Raw genomic sequence first — 20,526 nt, 5'->3', positions numbered from 1 at the left:
AACTCCTTTCAGATACTTTTATCCCGGATGATTTCTTGGACATCACTTATTGGTAAAGCGGACTGCCTGGCGATTTGTTCCAAGTTCATTCCTTGGCCATGAAGTGCAAGTACCTGGTTTTTTACAATTTCATGGACTTTCTTTTTAGGATTTCCCGCTTGTGGTGTATGAAAGACCGGCGTCTCATCCATTAGAAGTTCTTCTTCAAGAACCTTAAGTCTTTTCTTTAATGTGTAATTTTCCTGAAGAAAATTCATTGAAAGTTCTTCCATATCTTTTTCCAATGTTTTATAACGGTCTCTCTGGAAAAAAGAAATTATGAAAAGAAAGGCCGAAAGTGAGAGCAGGCTTATAATAACTGTTGTCATAATTTCACCTCATATGTGTTTGCTACCTATTATTTATAGCATAGATTCCTCCAATTCTCTATACTTTCCATCTTTATAATCATCTTCTGGACAACTTTCCACAAAGGCTGAAATTTTTTAAAGGGAAATATGGGGTCGCAGAAATAAACATCAAGTGAAAACACTGTATTATTAACGCTATAAGATAGAAGAAACTTGTCGTTTTCCGTTGAAGGACTGATGGAAAGTCCGCAAAATCAACAGAAAACGAAATTTTTTTAATCTTCTTTTACAGTCTTTATGCATGCCAGCAAAATGCGACAAAATGCGTTTATTGTAGGTTTTTGCCCACGGTGATACGATTAAATAGACGAATAAATATTGTAACCAATGCATATACCCCCTAAATTAATCCCAGAGGTGAACATGATGCTTGAGCAAATTATTGAATACCGCAATCAAGGCTTATCTTTTAGAAAAATAGCTAAAGAAATGAACAGTACAGTCGGAAAAGTACAGTATCAATGGGTGAAATATCAGAAAGCGATGGAGGAGGCCAAATCAGCAGTTGCGGCCGCCTCTGAGAGATCAGAAAAGAAGCCTGTACCTAAACGGCAAGGTAAGTTCAAGGGCAGGGCCGCTGTTATAAAGAGGAAACCTAAGCCGCTTAAAGCGGAATTAACAGTAATGTTCTCAGAACCAACAAGGGTGTTGTGCTACTGGGATATCCCCGTCTCGATTATTAAACAAGTAAGAGAGTTTCAGGGACTTAAAGAAATGCAATTCCAGCATTGTTTGAGAGTTTTTGATATCACCTCGATCTCCTTTGACGGCCATAACCATCATGGCCATACAGACATCATTATACAACCGCATGCTGCTCATTGGTTCATTAACAGCCTCAAACCTAATAGAGCCTATTGTGTGGAGTATGGAATAATCGATGAAAACGGCCATTTTACAGGCATCACCAGGTCCAGTGTATTTCATACACCACGGACCGGCCATGACCAGGAATATCACCAGCTCCACGAACTGCATGATTTTGTTTCGGGTACTGCGAAAAAGCCTCAGTGGGTTGAACATGTGAGTACATATTCTTATTACTTGAAAAACTAGGAGGAAGTCATGGAAAAGAATTCAGTATCGATGTTGATCTTGTCTAATACCGTTTCACGATTCCCATCAGATATAAAGAGGAACCCGGATTTCGTTTATCAATTAATCAATGAGTGCCTTTTACTGGTAAGCAGGGCGGAAGAAGAAACACCAGGCATTGCCTATGTTGTTAATCCATTGATTGTTGATTGGCTGTCAACTGTTGAAGCGAAAGAACATATTGAACAATTCTTCATGGTTTCCATGCAGGAAAAAAGAAATATGAAGAACGGTAACATCGAAGAATTATATTCCATTTGGATAAGGATCCAACGTAATATTCCTTCTGCTCTTAATTCTTTGCAGGAACAAAACAGGCTGACTGTCATTCCTTCAGCCATTACAAACTTTCCAATCACTCACCTCATAACCGGATGGGGAATACAAATGATCCTTCAGCAATCATTGCATCTCTACAGCAAGCATTTTGAAAAACGGACGAAAGGATTCTGGCTTCCAAAGTGTGCATACAGTCCAGGGATTGATCTTTTCTTGAAAGAATCCGGGTTAGAATACACCTTCATCTCTGGGACAACGTTTGAATTCAGTGAGAAGGATGACACAGGAGCTTCCATTCTCAAGACTCCCCGTGGACTCCATTTGATTCCGGTAAATCTGAAAACTGAGGAACATCATCTTCTTATTAGCAAAGATGTTCCTTTAAAAATAGAACAACAAACTGAGCATATACCAAACAACGGAAATGCGATTCATCATTTTGATGAAAATTCACTGCTTCTAAATCGGGCTGCTCTCACAAGAGCTGGATTCGGATTCCACGGAATGGAAAAAGGAGCGGCAGTATTATCTGATGATGTCCTTGTCCATATGCGTGAATTGCATGACATGGAACGTACTCTTAAAGACATAAGTTCTTCCAAGTCTGTTAACCCAAGGGCTTTAAAGCAGATGGTCAGAGAATGGTTATCGAGTCTGCATCATTTGGAAACAAGGCAGGAAGTGAATGCCTCCTTTTTGCAAGCTTTCAAGGACATATCCCCCCAACAGAAAGTTTCAGAGGAAAGCAGCAGGCTGTTAGAGTACAGAGAGAGTCTTGAATATCTGCCAATTGAGCTGGCAGAAGACGGGAATGTGGAAATCCCAACTTCAATTAAAAAGCACACTGTTTTGATTCTCTCGTGGGAATATCCTCCTAACATTATAGGCGGCCTTTCCAGGCATGTTCATGATTTATCCAAGTCACTGGTTAAAAAAGGATGCAGGGTTGTAGTCCTCACTGCTTCTTCAGATGGGCTACCTGAATTTGAAGTGGATGAAGGTGTACATGTATATAGGGCCGGTCCTCTTCATCCGATGGAAGAAGACTTTCTTCACTGGGTGTTCCAGCTGAACCTTTCATTTATTGAGAAAGCAAGTGATATCTTTTCAAGAGAACAAATCGATTTGGTCCATGCACATGACTGGATTGTCGGCAAGTCGGCTGAAATGTTGAAAATGCATTACAGTGTCCCTTTAGTGACGACTATCCATGCTACTGAAGTTGGACGGAACCAAGGAATTTATACAGATTTGCAGCAGCGGATTCACGAAGAAGAAAAAAGGCTGGTTGCATCATCCGATCAGGTGATCATTTGCAGCGAGCACATGAAAGAAGAACTTTCACAACTCGATCCACGGGATAATTTGCCTGTATCCGTCATTCCTAATGGAGTGAACCTTCAAAATGTCTTTTTGGATAAAAGCTATCCTTTAAGAGAGCCTTTCCGTGGGAAGAAATATTATTTTTCCATTGGCCGGATCGTTCATGAAAAAGGGTTCGAGACCATTATTGAGACGGCAAGGCTCATAAGCAAGGAGAATAAGATACATTTTGTCATTGCCGGCAAAGGTCCTCTTTTAGAACAGTACCGCCAGCAAGTCAAAGAAATAGGATTAGAAGGGTACGTTCATTTTGTTGGATATGTAAGTGATGCCGAACGGAATGCTCTCCTTTTCCAGAGTGAGGCGGTTATTTTTCCAAGTATCTATGAACCATTCGGCATCGTGGCATTAGAGGCTATGGCGGCAAGGAAAGCAGTGATTGCTTCCAAGACTGGCGGGCTGAAATCCCTGGTGGAACATGGGTTAGCAGGCTTACTTTTCAATCCTGGTGATGCTGAAAGTCTTCAATCAAGCATCATGCAGCTTGAGGAGACGGCAGGTTTGAAAAATGACATGGGAGAAAACGGGTACAAAATGGCTGAGATGATGTTCAGTTGGGAAAGAATTTCAAAACAGACCATTGAGATTTACGAGGAATTGGCTCTTCAACATAAAGTGGAAGGCTCAATGTTATGAAAGGAGTCATTCTTGCAGGCGGTAAAGGGACCCGCTTAAAACCGTATACACTCTCAGTTCCAAAGCCAATGGTCACGATCATGAATAAGCCGATTCTTGAATACAATATTGCATTGTTAAAGGCAAATGGGATTACTTCCATTATGATTACTACCTGCTACAAAGCTGACAAAATTTCAGAGTATTTTGGTGATGGAAGTGAATTCGGGGTTAATATCACCTATTTACATGAGGAACTTCCGCTCGGCACCGCTGGAGGGGTTTTTAACTCAAGCCAATACCTTGATGAGCCTTTTATTGTCATTAGTGGAGATGCCTTTACAAGCCTTACCTTAAGCGATGCCATTCAATTCCATCAAGAAAAGGGCTCGCCCTTGACAATTGTGGGAAAGGAAATGGAAAATCCACGGGGATATGGTGTTTGCAAAACAAACTCGGAAGGAAGGTTGATCGAATTTGTTGAAAAACCTGAACCAGGGGAAATCATCAGTAATTTGGTCAATACAGGAATTTATGTAATCCAGCCGGAAATGCTGGAGAAATACCAATTCAATGGCTACACCGACTTCAGCAGGGATGTATTCCCAAGGATGATAGAGGAACAGGAAAAAATTTATGTGTATCAAACTGAAGATTACTGGAGGGATATCGGAAATCCTGAACAATATAAGCTGGCAAGGGAAGACTTCTTGAACGGTAAAATGAAAGAGAAGGAAGAAAGGGTAGGAGCAGGTTTATTGGAGGAATTTTGCTCTGTAAAAGATGGTTTGGAAAGCACACTGAAATACCTTACCAGGATGATTGTATCCTGCCCTGACAATCAGAAGCAGCAAATCATTAATAAACTGGTGCAGGAACAAAGGGAAACACCGGTGTTGAATCTGGATGGGATATTGATCTCCCATAGTGTTGGCGGATGGACCAGAATTATCGATCAGCCAAGCAATGGATTTATCATCTATTCAAAAGCAGAGAGAAGGAACCTTGCCAAGGAGTTCGCAGGTTATTATTTTAATAAAATAAAGCAATGGCAAAAGGTGTAGTGAGATGAAAATGAAAACAAATTTATCGCATGCACAAATGTACAGCAATCCTATCAACCATTTTAATTATGAGATTTTTGCTTGGTCACAAGAAAATAACAGAGTTGAATCCCAACAGCTTTCGAACTTCTCAAATTGGAAGGATTTCAACTGCATCATCAATGAGGAAGTCCTCTCTGAAGGCAGTGTCCTCAGCTTTACTGTTGAAAATAGGAAAAGGATTCACCGCCGCTTGAAACTTTTCTTCCTTATGGATTGGAGAACAGACGGAAATGAAAGACTCAGTTTCCTGTCTCCGGATAGCCACCTGGTTTATCACTATTCCTCAACAAAGTATTCCCTGGTAGACTACCAGGTGAATAACAGCAGCGGAATCATCCGAAGAGCCGTTTACCCACTTACGGATAAAGGGATTTATCATTGGAAAGAAACTTTGAAAACAGGGTCGATTCCTTATCATCCACTGCTGAAAGGACCTGCTTTGACAGTACTTTCATTCGATTTATTATTCGCTCCACTGCAGAAGTTACAGGGCCGTGTAATAGGAATTGAAGCAGGATCCAGGGAAGATTTAAGAAATTTACACAAACACTTGAAAAACAGACTAGCATTTCATCTGAAAAAGTGATATTATAGAAAAGTCGTATGAACAGATGAAGATAGCTAAGTTTGGAGGGAAATAAACAATGCGTGTAAACATTACTTTAGCTTGCACTGATTGCGGTGAGCGTAACTATATTTCTACAAAAAACAAACGTAACAACCCAGACCGTTTAGAGCTAAAAAAATATTGCCCTAGAGAAAAACGTACTACAGTGCATCGTGAAACAAAGTAAGCAGCCGGGATTTTTCCTGCTGCTTTTTTTTGTGCTCAAAAAAAGATAAATAGGGGTGTATCCTATATGGACAAGAAAGAGCTTCGGCAAAGACAGAAAGATTTGCTTTCTTCCTTTGAAAGGCATATTTACGAACATAAATCCCTTCTTATTGCCCGCCGCTTGTATGAGACAGACGAATGGAAAACAAGTAAGACCATCGCTGTTACTATTTCAAATTTTCCAGAAGTCGATACTTGGCAGGTTATTCGCAAAGGTTGGGAAGAAGGGAAAAAGATAGTGGTTCCCAAGTGTGTCCCGAAAGATAAAAAGCTTGATTTTTATTACTTGGACTCGTTTGCAGGTCTGGAAAAAGTTTTCTATGGTTTGTTCGAGCCGAACCCGGAAGAAAGTAAGTTGGCTGATACAGTCGATATCGACTTGGTCATTGTTCCGGGTCTTGCTTTTATGCAGAACGGTTTCAGGCTGGGGTTTGGCGGCGGCTACTACGATCGTTTTCTTGAAAATTTCCGGGGGAAGACGCTTTCCCTGGCTTTTCAGGAACAGTTAGTAGAACAAGTACCTGTAGAACATTTCGATATACCGGTTGCTAAAATTGTCAGTGAGGGAGCTGTCATTAAGTGTGAGTAATCAGCCTCTTCTGCTGTTTATATTCATAGTTTTGGTCAGTATAGCCGGCTGGAAGACAAGAAATCTAAGTGTGAGCGGAGCAGTTGCTGCTGTCTTAACAGGAACAGCGCTTGCCTTGGCTTTCAGCTGGCAGGGGCTGCTGGTGCTTGGAGTCTTCTTTGCAACGTCCAGTTTTTGGTCTAAATACAGAATCAGAGACAAATTAGCAATAGAACAAAAGTTGGCCAAGACTTCAAAGAGGGATTGGCAGCAAGTAATGGCAAATGGCGGCAGCGCTATGATTTTTTCTTTTCTATACATTTGGACAAAGGATGCAAGTTATATGGCCGGAGCGTTCGCTTCCATATCAGCAGCAAATGCTGATACATGGGCATCGGAAATCGGACCGTTGAGCAAGGCAAGTCCTGTATCCATAAAAACTTGGCAAAGGGCAGAGAAAGGAACTTCCGGAGCCGTTTCGTTTCTTGGAACTGCTGCGAGCTTGGCAGGTGCTTTAACGATTGCGTTAGTTTCTTTTGTAATGTTTCCGGAAACAGGGTGGAAGGGAGCTGTCCTGATTGTGATCACAGGGTTTTTAGGAAGCCTGGTCGATACATTTCTCGGGGCATATATCCAGGTAGAATACATGTGTCCCAGCTGCGGAATGGTGACGGAAGCATCGATTCATTGCGGAGGTAAGTGTAAGAAAGTAAAGGGGACTTATCTGGTGAACAATGAGTTTGTTAACTTTTTTGCCAGTCTTTTTGCCGGTGCAGCAGCTGCTTTATTGCTGGAAGTGATCATCTGAGCAGCAGCAAAACAAAAAGAGCTCATTTTAGAAAAATCACTGAGGCAAAGGGATAAAATGTCATAAAGGTACACAACATAGAACGAGGAGGCTGATGACTATGAACGGAATCATTAAATGGATTATCATTGCCAGCTTTGTTTCTGTGTTTTACCAATATCGTTATAGACTTTTGAATGTGATACTTGGAAATTTCACAATCCGAAGATTTGTTGTCAGAGCGACGATGAGTATGCCGTGGCTGCGTTCAAAATTCCTGAGTTCGGCATTTCGGTAAATCAGATCAATAGAAGAAAAAAGGATGTTCAACATAAATAGCGGATACTTGCGCAGACGCCCAGAAGTCTGTAAAAATGTGAGCCGTCTATTATTGGTGGACATCTTTTTTTATTTCCTCCCGGTCCCCCGGGTATAGGAAAACATATGCCTTTACTTTTAACTCTGATGGTGATTAAGTAGAAGAAAGTCAAAATTATCGAAAAAGGCAGAGGAGAATTTTTGAATACCAACCTTAACTATTTATTTTGGAGAATTGCACACTATTTAATAGTAGAAAAAGGATTCCGCATCATAAATATGTCTCAAGATCAACAGCAGATATGGCTTGAAAATCCTGCTTACAAACAGGCACCTGTGATAAGGCTGTTCCGTCATGATCTAGATTGGGGCAGCAAAATGAAACGGGATGTTCATTTAACAGCTGCTAATGGAGAAAAGATTCGAAAAGCATTAAAGAAGAATAAACTGTTTGTTAAAAATATTTATATAAGCGCCTATCCTCCGGTGGATGATTTTGAGGCATTAACTTCCCAAACTGTGACTCTTCCTCAAGCACCTAAGACAACAGTAGATTCATCGATTATCCCTTGGGTTGATTATAAAGATGAAGTCAAAGTACTATCTGCTTTATTCAATGAAGAGAGGGACTGGGAAATCAAAGAAGATCCAGAAGAAATTGAAGTATATGCTTTAAAAGAAAGCGTCCTATCTTACGCTGCTAATAAAGCAAAAGAAGAACAATCTCTATTTACAAGGGGAAAACCTTTTTTCACCTATGTTTTCATTGCGGTGCAGCTCTTGATGTTTTTTGTTATGGAGATGGCAGGGGGCACACAGAATACTGAGAATCTTATCAGGTTTGGTGCTAAATATAATCCGTTAATTGTGGATGGGGAGTGGTGGAGATTCTTTACTCCCATTGTCATCCATATCGGGTTTCTGCACTTATTAATGAATACTTTTGCCTTGTACTTTTTAGGTACTGCAGTTGAAAGGATTTTTGGCAGTTCGAGATTTTTGTTCATCTATATCTTTGCAGGTTTCTGTGGAACATTAGCTAGCTTTGTATTCACCAATTCCTTGTCTGCAGGAGCGAGTGGTGCTATATTTGGCTGTTTTGGTGCCCTGCTTTATTTTGGCACCGCCCATCCCAAGACTTTCTTTCGTACGATGGGCACGAATATTCTGGTTGTCATTGGGATCAACCTTGCATTCGGCTTTACGATTCCGGGAATTGATAATGCCGGCCATATCGGGGGATTGGCAGGAGGGGCTCTTTCTGCAGCTATCGTTCATTTACCGCGTTCAAAAAGGATTTGGATGCAAGTGATGGCTTTGATAGCAGCCGCAGCAGTCATCCCGGCGTTCCTATGGTACGGATATCACAATGGCCCTGTATTTGCGGACCCTTCCATCAATAATGCTGAAGCCCAGGAGATGCTGAATGACGGTGATATTGAAGGTGCATCTGCCATCCTTGAAGATGTACTTGAAGATGGCAGCGGCAACGCCCATACTTATTTTTTATATTCCATCGTTAGTATTAAGAATGAGGAGTATACGGAAGCTGAGTCGCTGCTTCGTGAGGCTTTAAAGCGCGATAGTGAATTTCCTGAGGCCCATTATAATCTTGCTGTTCTCCTTGTGGAACGAGGAGAAGAAGAAGAGGCAAAAGGCCATGCGGAAAAAGCTTACAGACTCCAAGAGGGCAATAACCAATTTCAAGAACTGCATGAACGACTTAAAGATTATTGAACAGGGAACTTTTGCTGAAGCAACACGGGCTCGCCCTCTTTTGTCGTCAGGAGGACGAGCACATTCCCGGTTTTCGGGCCAATTAAGATTAGCGGCATCGAACTGTCTATCGGGTCTGCGATATTTCCTGCAGAGGTTCTGATGCCAAGAAAGTAATTTTTATAAAGGCCTTCCCACAAATTTCCTACAAGTTCATTCCACTGTTCCGGCTGGAACCCTTCAGGTGGAGAGGAGGTATATTCAGGCAGCTTTATTAAAGGTATCTGTAAATACTCCTTTCCGTTAATTTTGAACTCCTTCATTGCTTTTTCCCAGTTGTATTGAAGCTGCTGGCCTGTCACTTTGTCCAATATGGATTTCCATTCCTCTTCAGAAGAAGTATCAGGCTTTCTGAAAGAGCTCAATGGACTGAAATTGGAATCAATTACATACAGTTGATCCTCAGACATACTTTGTGCGCTTGTATACGTTTCCTCATTTTCATGTATTTCCGAATAATGAAAAGAAATGGTTTGAAGAAGGCTGCTCTCCTTCCCCTGGGCAGTTTCCTCCTCGACAATCCTGTCAGTGTTCTGTTCCCATTCACTCATCTTCGCCTTCAGTCTTCCATTAAAATACAGAAAGCCTATATCCTGCCGCAGATAAGCATCCTGATCGAGGACAGAAGATATTTTCCAATTCACTTCATAAGAGTCGTTCACTTTCTTATCGTTAAGGGTCAGAAGTGTATTGGCTGACTGGTACTGCGCTTTCTCATTCAATGGAAAAAAGATGATGCTCTCCCTTGCCGGCTGGTTTTCCCCCACTAACAACCACCACGTAAGGAAGAGTCCGGCCGAGCCTATCAAGATATGTATTAAGTGTTTTCTCTTCATATAGTCCACCTACTTAATCAGGTTTGTCCCTTTTAGTGCAATTCTATGAGAAAGGCAGAAATATTATGTTCAGAATGTATGATTTTAGCAGCCGATGTCTAGGATGGTAAATATGGTTATGACAAGTAACGAATGTCAGTTTGAAAGCAAGTGAATCAGACTGGCTGGTTTTATAGAGAATGAGGTGAACTTACCCGTGTCTGATAACAAGAAACCGGTTTCTACGTCTCTGAAGGAGAATACAGACTATCTTAAAAATCTCCTTGCGGTAGACAAGAGCTTTGACGTCATCCAGCTGGACTTGTACTATGCTGGAAGAAACATGGCCATGTATCTTGTAGATGGTTTTGTTAAAGATGATATTATGCATTACCTGATGAAGCTGCTGGCAGACTTGGATGAAGAGCAGCTTGATGGAGATACCCTTCAAAAGTTGATGAAAACCTATATCCCCTATGTGGAGGTAGAGGAAGCTGATGATCTGAATAATGTAGCGGATATGGTGCTGGCAGGTCCGACAGCACTTGTAGTGGATGGAATAGATAAAGTCATCCTGATTGATGCAAGGACATATCCAGTCAGGGGTCCCCAGGAACCGGATATGGAGAGGGTTGTCAGGGGATCGAGAGATGGCTTTGTAGAGACCCTGGTATTTAATACAGCTTTGACCCGCAGAAGAATCAGGGATCGTTCGCTGCGGATGGAGTACATGCAAATCGGCAGAAGATCCAAGACAGATATTGTCGTCTGTTATTTAGAAGACATTGCCGATCCGGCATTGGTTGACAAAATCAAAAATGATTTATCAAAAGTGGACACTGATGGCCTTCCGATGGGAGAAAAGACCCTTGAGGAGTTTATTTCGGGCAGGCATTGGAACCCTTATCCCATGGTCCGTTATACCGAGAGGCCGGATACAGCCGCAGCCCACCTATATGAGGGACATGTTTGTATAATGGTCGATGGCTCACCGAGTGTTCTGATCACACCGACGACATTTTGGCACCATTTACAGCATGCGGAAGAATACCGAAACAAGCCGATGGTCGGTGCTTATTTGAAATTCGTCCGGTTCATCGCAGTATGGGCATCCATCTTTTTGCTTCCTCTTTACTATTTATTTGCAATGCAGCCGGAACTGCTTCCAGCCGGCTTGGAATACATCGGGCCTGATGACTCCGGAGAAATACCGTTGATATTCCAGTTTCTAATAGTGGAGATAGGCATAGATATGCTGAGGATGGCGGCGATACATACACCAACCTCGCTGGCGACTGCCTTAGGACTTGTAGCTGCTTTGATGATTGGACAGGTAGCGGTTGAAGTAGGGTTATTGGTTAATGAGGTCATCCTTTACCTGGCGGTTGCCGCAATTGGTACTTTCTCGACACCAAGCTATGAATTGAGCCTTGCGAATCGTATCATTCGAATCGTCTTGCTTATAGCGACAGCAATCTTTGGCGTGTATGGCCTTGTAATCGGAATAGCTGTCTGGATCCTGCTGCTGTCAAGAATCAAATCATTTGGAGTACCATACATGTGGCCGTTCATTCCATTTAACTGGAGGGCAATGAGAGATGTACTGCTGCGGTCTCCCATGCCATTAAAAAACAGGCGGCCGAGGTTCCTCAATCCCCAAGATCCAGATCGTTGATTATCAGCTGGGGTCCTATTGAATATAAGCAAATATAAAAGAATAAATTGAAGATACACAACAATCAAGGGCGAAATCTTAAATGATTTCGTCCTTTTGGTCTGGGTGTTAATAACACGATTATCGGAATATTGACATCATTGCTCATGGTCTTTTCTGATTACAAGAGATTCGCTTGAGTAGACAAAGACTTTATTTTATACTGAAAGGGTTAGCAAAGCTTGAAAGACGGTGCTTCTAATGAAAAACATGTATGATGTTCAACAAATGTTAAAAAAATATGGAATCTTCATTTACTTAGGTGACCGTATGGCGGATTTGGAAATGATGCAGGAAGAAGTGAGGGAACTCTATCAAACAGGCCTCATCAGTCCAGCTGAATTCCAAACTTCCATGTTAATTCTCCGAAGTGAATTCTCAAAAGGAAAACAATAAACAGAAACAGGGTGAATAAATCATGGCGGATAAATGGCTTGTTGGCGTAGATTTAGGAGGAACAACAACTAAATTAGCCTTTATTAGTTTATATGGCGAGATAGTACATAAGTGGGAAATCCCTACAGATACATCGGATAACGGAAAGAATATAATTGTCGATATTGCAAAATCCATAGATCACCATCTGGATGAACTGGGTGAAACAAAAGGGAAATTAAAAGGCATCGGAATGGGCGCTCCAGGACCTGTCGATATGTCCAGCGGCATTATTTATGAAGCGGTCAACCTGGGATGGGAAAAGAACACACCGCTGAAAGACTTGCTTGAGGTGGAAACCGGCCTTCCATGCGTGATCGATAATGATGCAAATTGCGCTGCATTAGGAGAAATGTGGAAAGGTGCGGGTAATGGTGCCAAGGATATAGTTGCCGTTACATTAGGAACAGGAGTCGGCGGGGGTGTCATAACCAATGGTGACATAGTCCATGGAAGCAGGGGAGCTGCTGGAGAGATAGGTCATATTACCGTGATGCCTGTAGGCGGGTTTCGATGTAACTGTGGAAAGACAGGCTGTCTGGAAACGGTCGCTTCTGCTACAGGTGTCGTGAGGCTGGCTGTTAAAGCCCTGGAGGAGAGCGAGGAACAATCTGTTCTTCGGTCCGAATTGGAGGCGAATGGAACAATCAGTGCAAAAGAAATCTTTGATGCTGCCCGCGAAGGAGATGCTCTTGCTGTTTCCACTGTAGACCAGCTTTCCTTTTATTTAGGACTTGCGGTTGCGAACCTGGGGAACGCCTTGAATCCTGATAAAATTGTGCTGGGTGGAGGAGTATCCAAAGCTGGGGAAGTCCTGTTGACTCCTGTTAATAAATATTTTAAATCGTTTGCATTTCCCACTGTATCTGCGTCAACTGCCATTTCCATCGCGACTCTTGGCAATGATGCGGGTGTCATCGGGGCAGCATGGCTGGTAAAAAATAAATTGGACTGACTATAGAATTGAATAGGAATTTAATGAAGGAGCTGATCTGCATCAGCTTCTTTTTTATTGTTTTAGGAAATTATAAAATTCTTAGGGTGTGGAATAAGATAGGTTTCTCCTTTTACCGCCAAGACCCTCGGATTACTGTTTTTAATTTGATAAGAGTTGGCTCTAGGGAAGGGGATACACCAAAAGCTGAAAAAGAGAAAATGCTGTATCTCGCTCGGGAAGCGGGGTACAACAAAAGCTGAAAAAGACGAAATGATGCCCTCAAAGAGGGTCAATGCCGACATCAAAAGAGGAACGTATAGAAAATGATGTCCTCAAAGAGGGTCAATGCCATCATCAAAAGAGGAGCGTGTAAAAAATGATGCCCTCAAAGAGGGTCAATGCCGACATCAAAAGAGGAACGTATAGAAAATGATGTCCTCAAAGAGGGTCTTTGCCATCATCAAAAGAGGAACGTGTAGAAAATGATGCCCTCAAAGAGTGTCAATGCCGACATCAAAAGAGGAGCGTGTGAAAAATGATGTCCTCAAAGTGATTCCGTCCCAACATCCACTTCAATCCTTTGCATTGCTCCTCCAGCTTAAGCCACCATTCCCGGACACCCAAATCCCCCGGTCATTCATCCGAGGGAATTTTGTTCTTCTAATAATAGTGTACTAGTTTAGCTGTATCCTAAATTGTTAGTCTTTTAGACCTGTTTATGCCATGTTTCATACAATATTCAGGCCGATTAGGAATAAAGAGCGATTTTTCCATTGAACTCATACTTTATTTAGCCAGTGGAATAAATTTGCTATTGCTTTTACCGAATAAAGGAGTATTATGAAGAACATCATTTATCCATAAGCTACTGCTTGTTATCACTGGAAGTCACAAGGATAAATGATTCATAATTTGGACACAATATCCGTTATAATATTTACCTTGTCCTCATAACATTTCAAATATGTTCAGGAGGCTTAGAACAAGCTGTCTGCCTTAAGTATTTGAACTCTTTCTGAAAAAGCTTGGCTGTTTATCGAATTAGGTAAAAGGTATCGTTTTAAAAAAAAGCTTCTTTTATTGAAACTTTTACCGGTTTGGCTCGTCTTATATAAGGGAAATGTAAATCAGCCCAATATCCCAGTATAAACAGTCTTAATTAACTTACAATTGACTGGATGTAAAAAAAGTATTAAGATATTGATTGATTATCAGAGAGAAGCCCCTGATAATGTAAAAATAAGTCAATATCTTCCATTAGAAAGCTGTTGCGCAACATAACGCAGCAAGGAGGTAAAAAATGAATAACCTTAAATTGCCTAAAGTTTCACTAGTCATCATTGCTTCAGTGTTACTATGGCTGAAAACGTACATTGTCTATCAAACTAGCTTTGATATTAAGATCGAAAATGTAATGCAGGAATTTATATTGTTTATTAATCCGCTAAGCTTTCTGCTGTTCATCTTTGGCGTAAGCTTATTTATGAAAAATGAGAAGTCCAGGGTCAGGTACATTTTGATTACCAGCTTTATTCTTTCTTTCGTCCTTTATGGAAATGTTGCCTTCTACCGATTCTTTGATGACTTTCTGACTCTTCCTGTACTGATGCAGACAAGCAACTTTGCCGATCTTGGCACAAGCGCAGGAGAGATCGTCAGCTGGTCAGACTCGCTTTATTTCATTGATACAATCATTCTTGCCCTGCTGGTCAAGTTTAAGCCATCCGTATTTGAAGTGAATACATTCAGCAGAGTGAACAGAAGGGCATATTTCTTTGTGGCAATTGCACTGACTTTCTTTAATCTTGGTCTTGCTGAAGCAGAGAGACCTCAGTTATTAACACGTACGTTTGACCGTGAGATCCTTGTAAAGAATATCGGAACTTACAACTACCATATCTACGATGCATTCCTTCAATCCAAGTCATCAGCACAGCGTGCGCTGGCTGACGGCAGTGAGCTTGCTGATATTGACAATTATGTCCGTGCAAGCCAGGTTGAACCTAATGAAGATTTGTTTGGTGCAGCAAAAGGAAAGAACCTGATTGTGGTTTCTTTGGAGTCACTGCAATCTTTCCCAATCAATAACACAATGAATGGTCAAGAGGTAACTCCTTTCTTGAATGAGTTCATCAAAGACAGTTACTATTTCGAGAATTTCTATCATCAAACACAGCAGGGGAAAACTTCTGACTCAGAATTCATCCTTGATAACTCGCTTTATCCATTAAACCGCGGTGCCGTATTCTTTACGCATTCCGGAAACGAATATCAGTCCATGACTAAAAGTCTGAATGAAGCAGGATATTTCACTTCGGTCATGCATGCTAACAACAAGAGTTTCTGGAACCGTGACATTATGTATGATTCTCTTGGGTACGATAAGTTCTATTCCATGACTGAGTATGACATCACGGAAGAAAATTCGGTTAACTGGGGAATGAAGGATACACCATTTTTCCTTCAGTCCGTTGAACACATGAAGCAAATGGAAAAACCATTCTTTACTAAGATGATCACGTTGACTAACCATTATCCTTTCTATCTTGATGAAGAGGATAAATATATCGATGAGTTTGATTCTAACTCCGGTACCCTGAACCGCTATTTCCAAACTGTCCGCTATATGGATGAAGCTGTAAAGAACTTCATTCAAGAGCTTAAAGACAGCGGCCTGTATGAGGATTCAGTGATTGTCATGTATGGTGACCACTATGGTATATCTGAAAACCACAATGCGGCTATGAGTCAATACCTTGGAAAAGAAGTAGATCCATTCGTTCACACTCAGCTGCAGCGTGTCCCGTTGATCATCCATATTCCTGGTGAAGAAGGAAAAACAGTCTCAGAAGTTGGAGGTCAAATTGACCTTCGTCCTACAATCCTTAACCTTCTGGGAATTGACTCAAATGGCGATATTCAATTCGGGTCAGATTTATTCTCTAAAGACCACGAAGACTTGGCAATCTTAAGAGATGGAAGCTTTATCACGGAAGACCATGTTTATACTGAAGGCATATGCTATAACAAAGAAACGGAGCAGCCTGACGAAATGACCTTCTGTGAACCATATATTGACCGGACTCAGGAAGAACTGAATTACTCAGATCAAATCATTTATGGAGACTTGCTTCGTTTCTACGAACAGAAGAATGGCATTATCACTCCTGAAAAAGAATAATCTTACTCTTAAAGCCTGCGGTTCAACCGCAGGCTTTTTGTTGTCATCAATCGATTTTTTGAACATAAATGTAGTAAGAGAGTTTGTTAACAGGAGGAATGAGCAATGGAAGTTAAAGTTCGAAGAGGAGATACCTTTTACTATTACAGCCAATTGTTTTATCTTCCCCTTCCGTTGATTTCTGATTCTAATCCGGGGATTAGCAGCAGTTCCTTACAAGTGGGTCAAACAGTAAGGATTCCCGGCTTTTATATCGGACAGTATACTATTCAATCAGGTGATACGTTCTGGGGGATTGCAAGAAGCCGAAACCTTGCAGTCGACGCGCTCCTGCTGTTGAATCAGAATGTTGATCCCAATGCCCTGCAGACTGGATCGATTATTGATATTCCCCTTAGGATCACCCGCCCTATAGTGGTCGGCCAGCGGGCCTATCCTTTTGAAGTAATGGAGGAGGATATCAATCGGTTAAAATATGCTTTTCCCTTTGTAAGGGTGAACCAAATAGGTGAAAGCGTCTTGGGGAAGCCGCTTTATGAAATTCTGATTGGGAATGGTCAGAAAAAGGTTCATATTGACGCTTCCTTTCATGCTAATGAGTGGATCACCACACCAGTCCTGATGAGATTCATGAATGATTATGTACTATCATTAGTTAACCGTGGAGCAATCAGGGGTGTAGTGACAGAACCTCTCTACAATAATGTCACTTTATCCATTGTTCCTATGGTGAATCCGGATGGTGTCGATCTGGTCATTTCTGGTCCTCCTGCTTCATTGAGGGAACGATTAATTGAAATTAATAAGGGAAGTACAGATTTTTCAGGTTGGAAAGCCAATATTAATGGAGTGGATTTGAATAATCAATACCCTGCAAAATGGGAATTGGAAAAGGAAAGAAAAGAAGAGAAGAGTCCCGCACCGCGTGATTTCCCGGGATATAAACCTTTATCTGAACCTGAATCCGCTGCGATGGCAGAACTCGCCAGAAAAGGTGACCTTGACAGGGTGCTGGCGCTCCATACGCAAGGGGAAGAGTTCTATTGGGGGTATGAGGGACTGGAACCACCTGAATCAGAAATGCTGGCAGAGGAATTTGAACGTGTCAGCGGATACCGTTCTGTACGATATATAGACAGCTATGCGGGCTATAAAGATTGGTTTATTAAGGAGTTCCAGCGCCCTGGCTTTACAATAGAACTGGGTAAAGGAATCAACCCCCTGCCTTTATCTCAATTTAACCAAATCTATGAATCTGTCCTGGGGATATTTCTGGTGGCCATATACAGGTAAATATAATATGAGTAAATATTGACTTAACTAATTGTTAAAACTGAAAATGCGAGTTAAAATGTAATATAGTCATTTGTTCATATGAAAAAGGTTGTCCAGGTCTAAAAGCCCTGACAGCCTTTTTTTAGAACCATTTTAGGTTTTTCGTTTTATTGGGAAAGTTTCCTGTATGATTAAGAGGATCAATAAACCGAGCAGAAAACAGCTCATATTTTTTCGATAAATCTGAAACATTTCTGATATTAAAACGTACTAATTATTATGGAGACATTTTTGAGGGAGGGGATAACTTGAATAGAGTACATAAGCTTTTTTTTGTTTTGTCATGCTTATTTTTGTTAGCCTCCTGCAACGGTAATACTCCCGAAGATAATGAACATGTTCATCCTGTCCCTGAAAAAGAACAAGAGCCGGATCAGTCAGTGGTAACCGAGAAAAAATTAACTCCATTGAGAATGAAAGAAACTGCTTTTTTGAGAGTGATAGATTGGATTGATTCTGAGAGAGTATTGATTTTATCTAAAGCAGAGGGTGGGAACCAGCTGCTGGAATATAATATTTTTAATGGTGATCAAAAGGTAATATATACAGATGCTGAATATATAGTCGATGTCTATATGGGGCCAGACAGGAAGAAAATCTTGGTACATACGGCGCCGCTGACTTATTCAGCTTCGGCCACAGTCATAGATTTGACTGGTAAGGTATTGTTTCAAAAAGAAATTGAATCCTATGAGGTTGCCTTTGAATGGAATGAACATAACACTGATTTATTGTTTATCACCAGTTTTGCGGAAGATTGGAGCTTTGAAACGATGCTCGCGGATATTTCTGAGAACACCTTAACAGTGGTTGAGACACCTCAGCCATTCATCAAATGGCATTTGGAAAACAGTTTTCTATATCAAGCATGGCCGGAAGAAAATATCAGTCTTACAGCTCCTCTTTACTCCCAAAACCTTTATTCGGAAGATAGAGCGCTCGTAGAAGAGAATACGATTCACTTCGATTCCATGAATCCATATATCTTATCCATCTCAATGGCAGATGAAACAGAAGGAGAAGGGATATATGAATTTATAACAAAAGATGGGATGATAGCATCAACATTTGCTCAGCCATTGCTGAGCAGCTATTCTAACTGGCTGATTCCTTATTATGATAAGATAGACTTCGAAGATGAATTTGTCTCATTGACTGCTTCTGAATCTGTGCCTGCCGATACTTACCAGGAGTCATTTTCATTGGAGCGGTGGAATCTTGAAACTGGAAAGCGGGAAGAAATCCTGCCAGGCCTTGAAAACGAACCACTACAATGTTCACCTGAGGGAGATTACTGTCTAACAGGATATGAATTAAAAACAGCAGTCGATTTAAATAATAAAGAGGCAACTGACTTAATTATCATTGAATAGAAAGGATGAGGCAGACTTGGCAATTGTAGACGTTACCGTTATACCGATCGGAACTGAAACACCCAGTGTAAGTGATTATGTAGCTGAAGTGCAGAAAATCCTTCAAAAACATCAAGAAGAGGGAACCATTACTTTTAAGCTCACTCCTATGAGTACATTGATTGAGGGGGAACTATCTGATTTATTCAGGGTCGTGCAGGAAATTCATGAGGCGCCTTTTAATCAGGGGATTCAAAGAGTAGCGACCAATATCAGGATAGATGACCGCCGGGATAAGAAGAGGAAAATGGAAGATAAACTGACTTCTGTTGAAAGCAAACTTTAACTGTAAGTAAACTTGAAATGAATCATTATTGAATAATAAAAAAAATGGAGCCAAAGGGCTCCATTTTTTAGTGTCCGCCAGGATAACCTGAGTGAAGGACCGTCATGATTGTGAACCAGCCGAAAACGCCAAGTGTTCCCAATCCGAAAAGAATGCCAAGAGCATTTTTGTTTTTCAACGCACTTATGCTAGCAAATAGAGCAAGCAAAGTCACTAGAGCTGTAATGATAACAAAACCCATCGGTCAAAACTCCTTTCAATTAATCCCCTTTTAACACAAGTCCCAAAAGTGGGATAATAATAGGATATGTAATAAATTGCACTTACATTTATTTTATATTTTTTTAAAGCGTTTGTACAGTTCAAATGTTTGACACTTCTATGTCTAAGTTGTAATAATCGGCCACAATTTAACTGCTATAACTTTTTTTACTCCAATACTATTTTTCCAATGATTAGACATATTAAACCCTTTATTATAGTTAATTCAGGTGAACCCTGTATCATATAGAAATTAAAAAAGATTTTTTTATTAAAAAGGCTTGTAATGATACAATGAGAGTAAATTATTATGGGAGGTGGCCCTAGTGAAATGGAAACGTTTACCTTTAGGCCCTTTACAGACAAATTGTTATTGCCTTTGGAATGACAAGAAGGAATGCGTGATTTTTGATCCGGGCGAGGAAGCCGGAAAGCTGATTAATTGGCTTAATAACAATCAATTAAAACCACTCGGAATATTGCTGACCCATGCTCATTTTGACCACATTGGTGCGGTCGACAAAGTCAGGGAAGCCTTTGATATCCCGCTTTATGTGCATGAGAAAGAAGCGAAATGGCTGCTGGATCCATCCTTGAATGGTTCTCAGCGTTTTGGTATGAGTGAGTTGTTACGGTTAAAGCCGGCTGATTACATATTGACAAACGAAAAGACTCTTTCATTAGGAGATTTTAGGTTTGATTTATACGAAACTCCAGGGCATTCACCAGGAAGTATTTCTTACTATTATGAAGAGGAACGGATCGTTTTTGCGGGTGACACTTTGTTTATGGGAAGTATTGGGAGAACAGATCTACCTGGAGGCAACCACAATGAATTGTTGAAAAGCATTCATGACCACTTGTTGACCTTACCAGAAGATACGATTGTTTTATCAGGGCATGGACCGGAAACAACAATCGGAAATGAAATGGATTCGAATCCATTCCTGAACGGCTTCTGATAATACGTCTGCTTCA

Annotated in this window: 20 protein-coding genes; 17 read left to right on the top strand and 3 right to left on the bottom strand. The window is 41.0% G+C overall.

Annotated features, from left to right (window positions below):
* Nucleotides 1-8 precede the first annotated feature (8 nt).
* Nucleotides 9-368, bottom strand: coding sequence for a hypothetical protein (locus tag ACOJQI_RS16440; protein ID WP_421379850.1), 360 nt, complete (start codon nt 366-368; stop codon nt 9-11).
* A gap of 405 nt (nt 369-773) precedes the next feature.
* Here ACOJQI_RS16440 and ACOJQI_RS16435 point away from each other — a divergent pair, with 405 nt between their 5' ends.
* The 9 genes from ACOJQI_RS16435 to ACOJQI_RS16395 all read left to right on the top strand — a co-directional run bounded on the left by ACOJQI_RS16435 (nt 774) and on the right by ACOJQI_RS16395 (nt 9,133).
* The gene (locus tag ACOJQI_RS16435; protein ID WP_421379848.1) at nt 774-1,466 is read left to right on the top strand and encodes a DUF4912 domain-containing protein; all 693 of its coding nucleotides are present in this window, start codon (nt 774-776) and stop codon (nt 1,464-1,466) included.
* A gap of 9 nt (nt 1,467-1,475) precedes the next feature.
* Nucleotides 1,476-3,803 carry a glycosyltransferase gene (locus ACOJQI_RS16430; RefSeq protein WP_421379845.1) on the top strand — a complete coding sequence of 776 codons (2,328 nt, stop codon included), beginning with the start codon at nt 1,476-1,478 and terminating at the stop codon, nt 3,801-3,803.
* The gene (locus tag ACOJQI_RS16425) at nt 3,800-4,846 is read left to right on the top strand and encodes a sugar phosphate nucleotidyltransferase (RefSeq protein WP_421379843.1); all 1,047 of its coding nucleotides are present in this window, start codon (nt 3,800-3,802) and stop codon (nt 4,844-4,846) included. Before ACOJQI_RS16430 ends, ACOJQI_RS16425 begins: the two co-directional genes overlap by 4 nt.
* Nucleotides 4,847-4,850: 4 nt before the next feature.
* The gene (locus tag ACOJQI_RS16420; protein WP_421379840.1) at nt 4,851-5,474 is read left to right on the top strand and encodes a hypothetical protein; all 624 of its coding nucleotides are present in this window, start codon (nt 4,851-4,853) and stop codon (nt 5,472-5,474) included.
* 58 nt (nt 5,475-5,532) lie between these two features.
* Nucleotides 5,533-5,682: a 50S ribosomal protein L33 gene (rpmG, locus tag ACOJQI_RS16415; protein WP_006837007.1), complete on the top strand. Its 150-nt coding sequence runs from the start codon at nt 5,533-5,535 to the stop codon at nt 5,680-5,682.
* A 66-nt stretch (nt 5,683-5,748) separates the two neighbouring features.
* On the top strand, nt 5,749-6,312 hold the full coding sequence (locus tag ACOJQI_RS16410; protein ID WP_421379838.1) for a 5-formyltetrahydrofolate cyclo-ligase: 564 nt from the start codon (nt 5,749-5,751) through the stop codon (nt 6,310-6,312).
* Nucleotides 6,305-7,099, top strand: coding sequence for a DUF92 domain-containing protein (locus ACOJQI_RS16405; RefSeq protein ID WP_421379836.1), 795 nt, complete (start codon nt 6,305-6,307; stop codon nt 7,097-7,099). The genes ACOJQI_RS16410 and ACOJQI_RS16405 overlap by 8 nt, the downstream gene beginning before the upstream one ends.
* Nucleotides 7,100-7,199: 100 nt before the next feature.
* Nucleotides 7,200-7,376 (top strand): hypothetical protein, encoded by a 177-nt coding sequence (locus ACOJQI_RS16400; protein WP_421379834.1) that lies wholly within the window; start codon nt 7,200-7,202, stop codon nt 7,374-7,376.
* 221 nt (nt 7,377-7,597) lie between these two features.
* A complete protein-coding gene (locus tag ACOJQI_RS16395) occupies nt 7,598-9,133 on the top strand; it encodes a rhomboid family intramembrane serine protease (protein WP_421379831.1) in 1,536 nt (511 codons plus the stop codon).
* On the opposite strand, the gene ACOJQI_RS16390 is transcribed toward ACOJQI_RS16395, so the two are convergent.
* Complete coding sequence (locus ACOJQI_RS16390) at nt 9,127-10,008, bottom strand: hypothetical protein (RefSeq protein ID WP_421379829.1); 882 nt, start codon at nt 10,006-10,008, stop codon at nt 9,127-9,129. The genes ACOJQI_RS16395 and ACOJQI_RS16390 overlap by 7 nt on opposite strands.
* A 196-nt stretch (nt 10,009-10,204) precedes the next feature.
* On the opposite strand from ACOJQI_RS16390, the gene ACOJQI_RS16385 reads away from it, so the two are divergent.
* From ACOJQI_RS16385 to ACOJQI_RS16355, 7 genes are all read left to right on the top strand, one after another.
* Nucleotides 10,205-11,662 (top strand): spore germination protein, encoded by a 1,458-nt coding sequence (locus ACOJQI_RS16385; protein WP_421379827.1) that lies wholly within the window; start codon nt 10,205-10,207, stop codon nt 11,660-11,662.
* 240 nt (nt 11,663-11,902) lie between these two features.
* Nucleotides 11,903-12,097 carry a YqgQ family protein gene (locus ACOJQI_RS16380; protein ID WP_421379825.1) on the top strand — a complete coding sequence of 65 codons (195 nt, stop codon included), beginning with the start codon at nt 11,903-11,905 and terminating at the stop codon, nt 12,095-12,097.
* A gap of 22 nt (nt 12,098-12,119) precedes the next feature.
* Complete coding sequence (locus tag ACOJQI_RS16375) at nt 12,120-13,091, top strand: ROK family glucokinase (protein ID WP_421379823.1); 972 nt, start codon at nt 12,120-12,122, stop codon at nt 13,089-13,091.
* 1,282 nt (nt 13,092-14,373) lie between these two features.
* Nucleotides 14,374-16,254 carry an LTA synthase family protein gene (locus tag ACOJQI_RS16370; protein WP_421379821.1) on the top strand — a complete coding sequence of 627 codons (1,881 nt, stop codon included), beginning with the start codon at nt 14,374-14,376 and terminating at the stop codon, nt 16,252-16,254.
* A 105-nt stretch (nt 16,255-16,359) separates the two neighbouring features.
* Nucleotides 16,360-17,547: a M14 family metallopeptidase gene (locus ACOJQI_RS16365; protein WP_421379819.1), complete on the top strand. Its 1,188-nt coding sequence runs from the start codon at nt 16,360-16,362 to the stop codon at nt 17,545-17,547.
* Between the two features lie 290 nt (nt 17,548-17,837).
* Nucleotides 17,838-18,962: a hypothetical protein gene (locus tag ACOJQI_RS16360; protein ID WP_421379817.1), complete on the top strand. Its 1,125-nt coding sequence runs from the start codon at nt 17,838-17,840 to the stop codon at nt 18,960-18,962.
* 16 nt (nt 18,963-18,978) lie between these two features.
* Nucleotides 18,979-19,287 carry an MTH1187 family thiamine-binding protein gene (locus ACOJQI_RS16355; RefSeq protein ID WP_421379815.1) on the top strand — a complete coding sequence of 103 codons (309 nt, stop codon included), beginning with the start codon at nt 18,979-18,981 and terminating at the stop codon, nt 19,285-19,287.
* Nucleotides 19,288-19,354: 67 nt separating this feature from the next.
* Here ACOJQI_RS16355 and ACOJQI_RS16350 read toward each other — a convergent pair whose 3' ends face one another.
* A complete protein-coding gene (locus ACOJQI_RS16350; protein WP_421379814.1) occupies nt 19,355-19,528 on the bottom strand; it encodes a DUF2759 domain-containing protein in 174 nt (57 codons plus the stop codon).
* A gap of 346 nt (nt 19,529-19,874) precedes the next feature.
* Here ACOJQI_RS16350 and ACOJQI_RS16345 point away from each other — a divergent pair, with 346 nt between their 5' ends.
* Nucleotides 19,875-20,510 (top strand): MBL fold metallo-hydrolase, encoded by a 636-nt coding sequence (locus tag ACOJQI_RS16345; protein WP_421379812.1) that lies wholly within the window; start codon nt 19,875-19,877, stop codon nt 20,508-20,510.
* Nucleotides 20,511-20,526 lie beyond the last annotated feature (16 nt).

It is taken from the genome of Bacillus salacetis, assembly GCF_049177075.1.
GTDB classification, from domain to species: domain Bacteria; phylum Bacillota; class Bacilli; order Bacillales; family Bacillaceae_B; genus Rossellomorea; species Rossellomorea salacetis_A.
The sequence above is the reverse complement of the archived record's forward strand: the minus strand, read 5'-3'. Positions and strand labels throughout refer to the sequence as shown.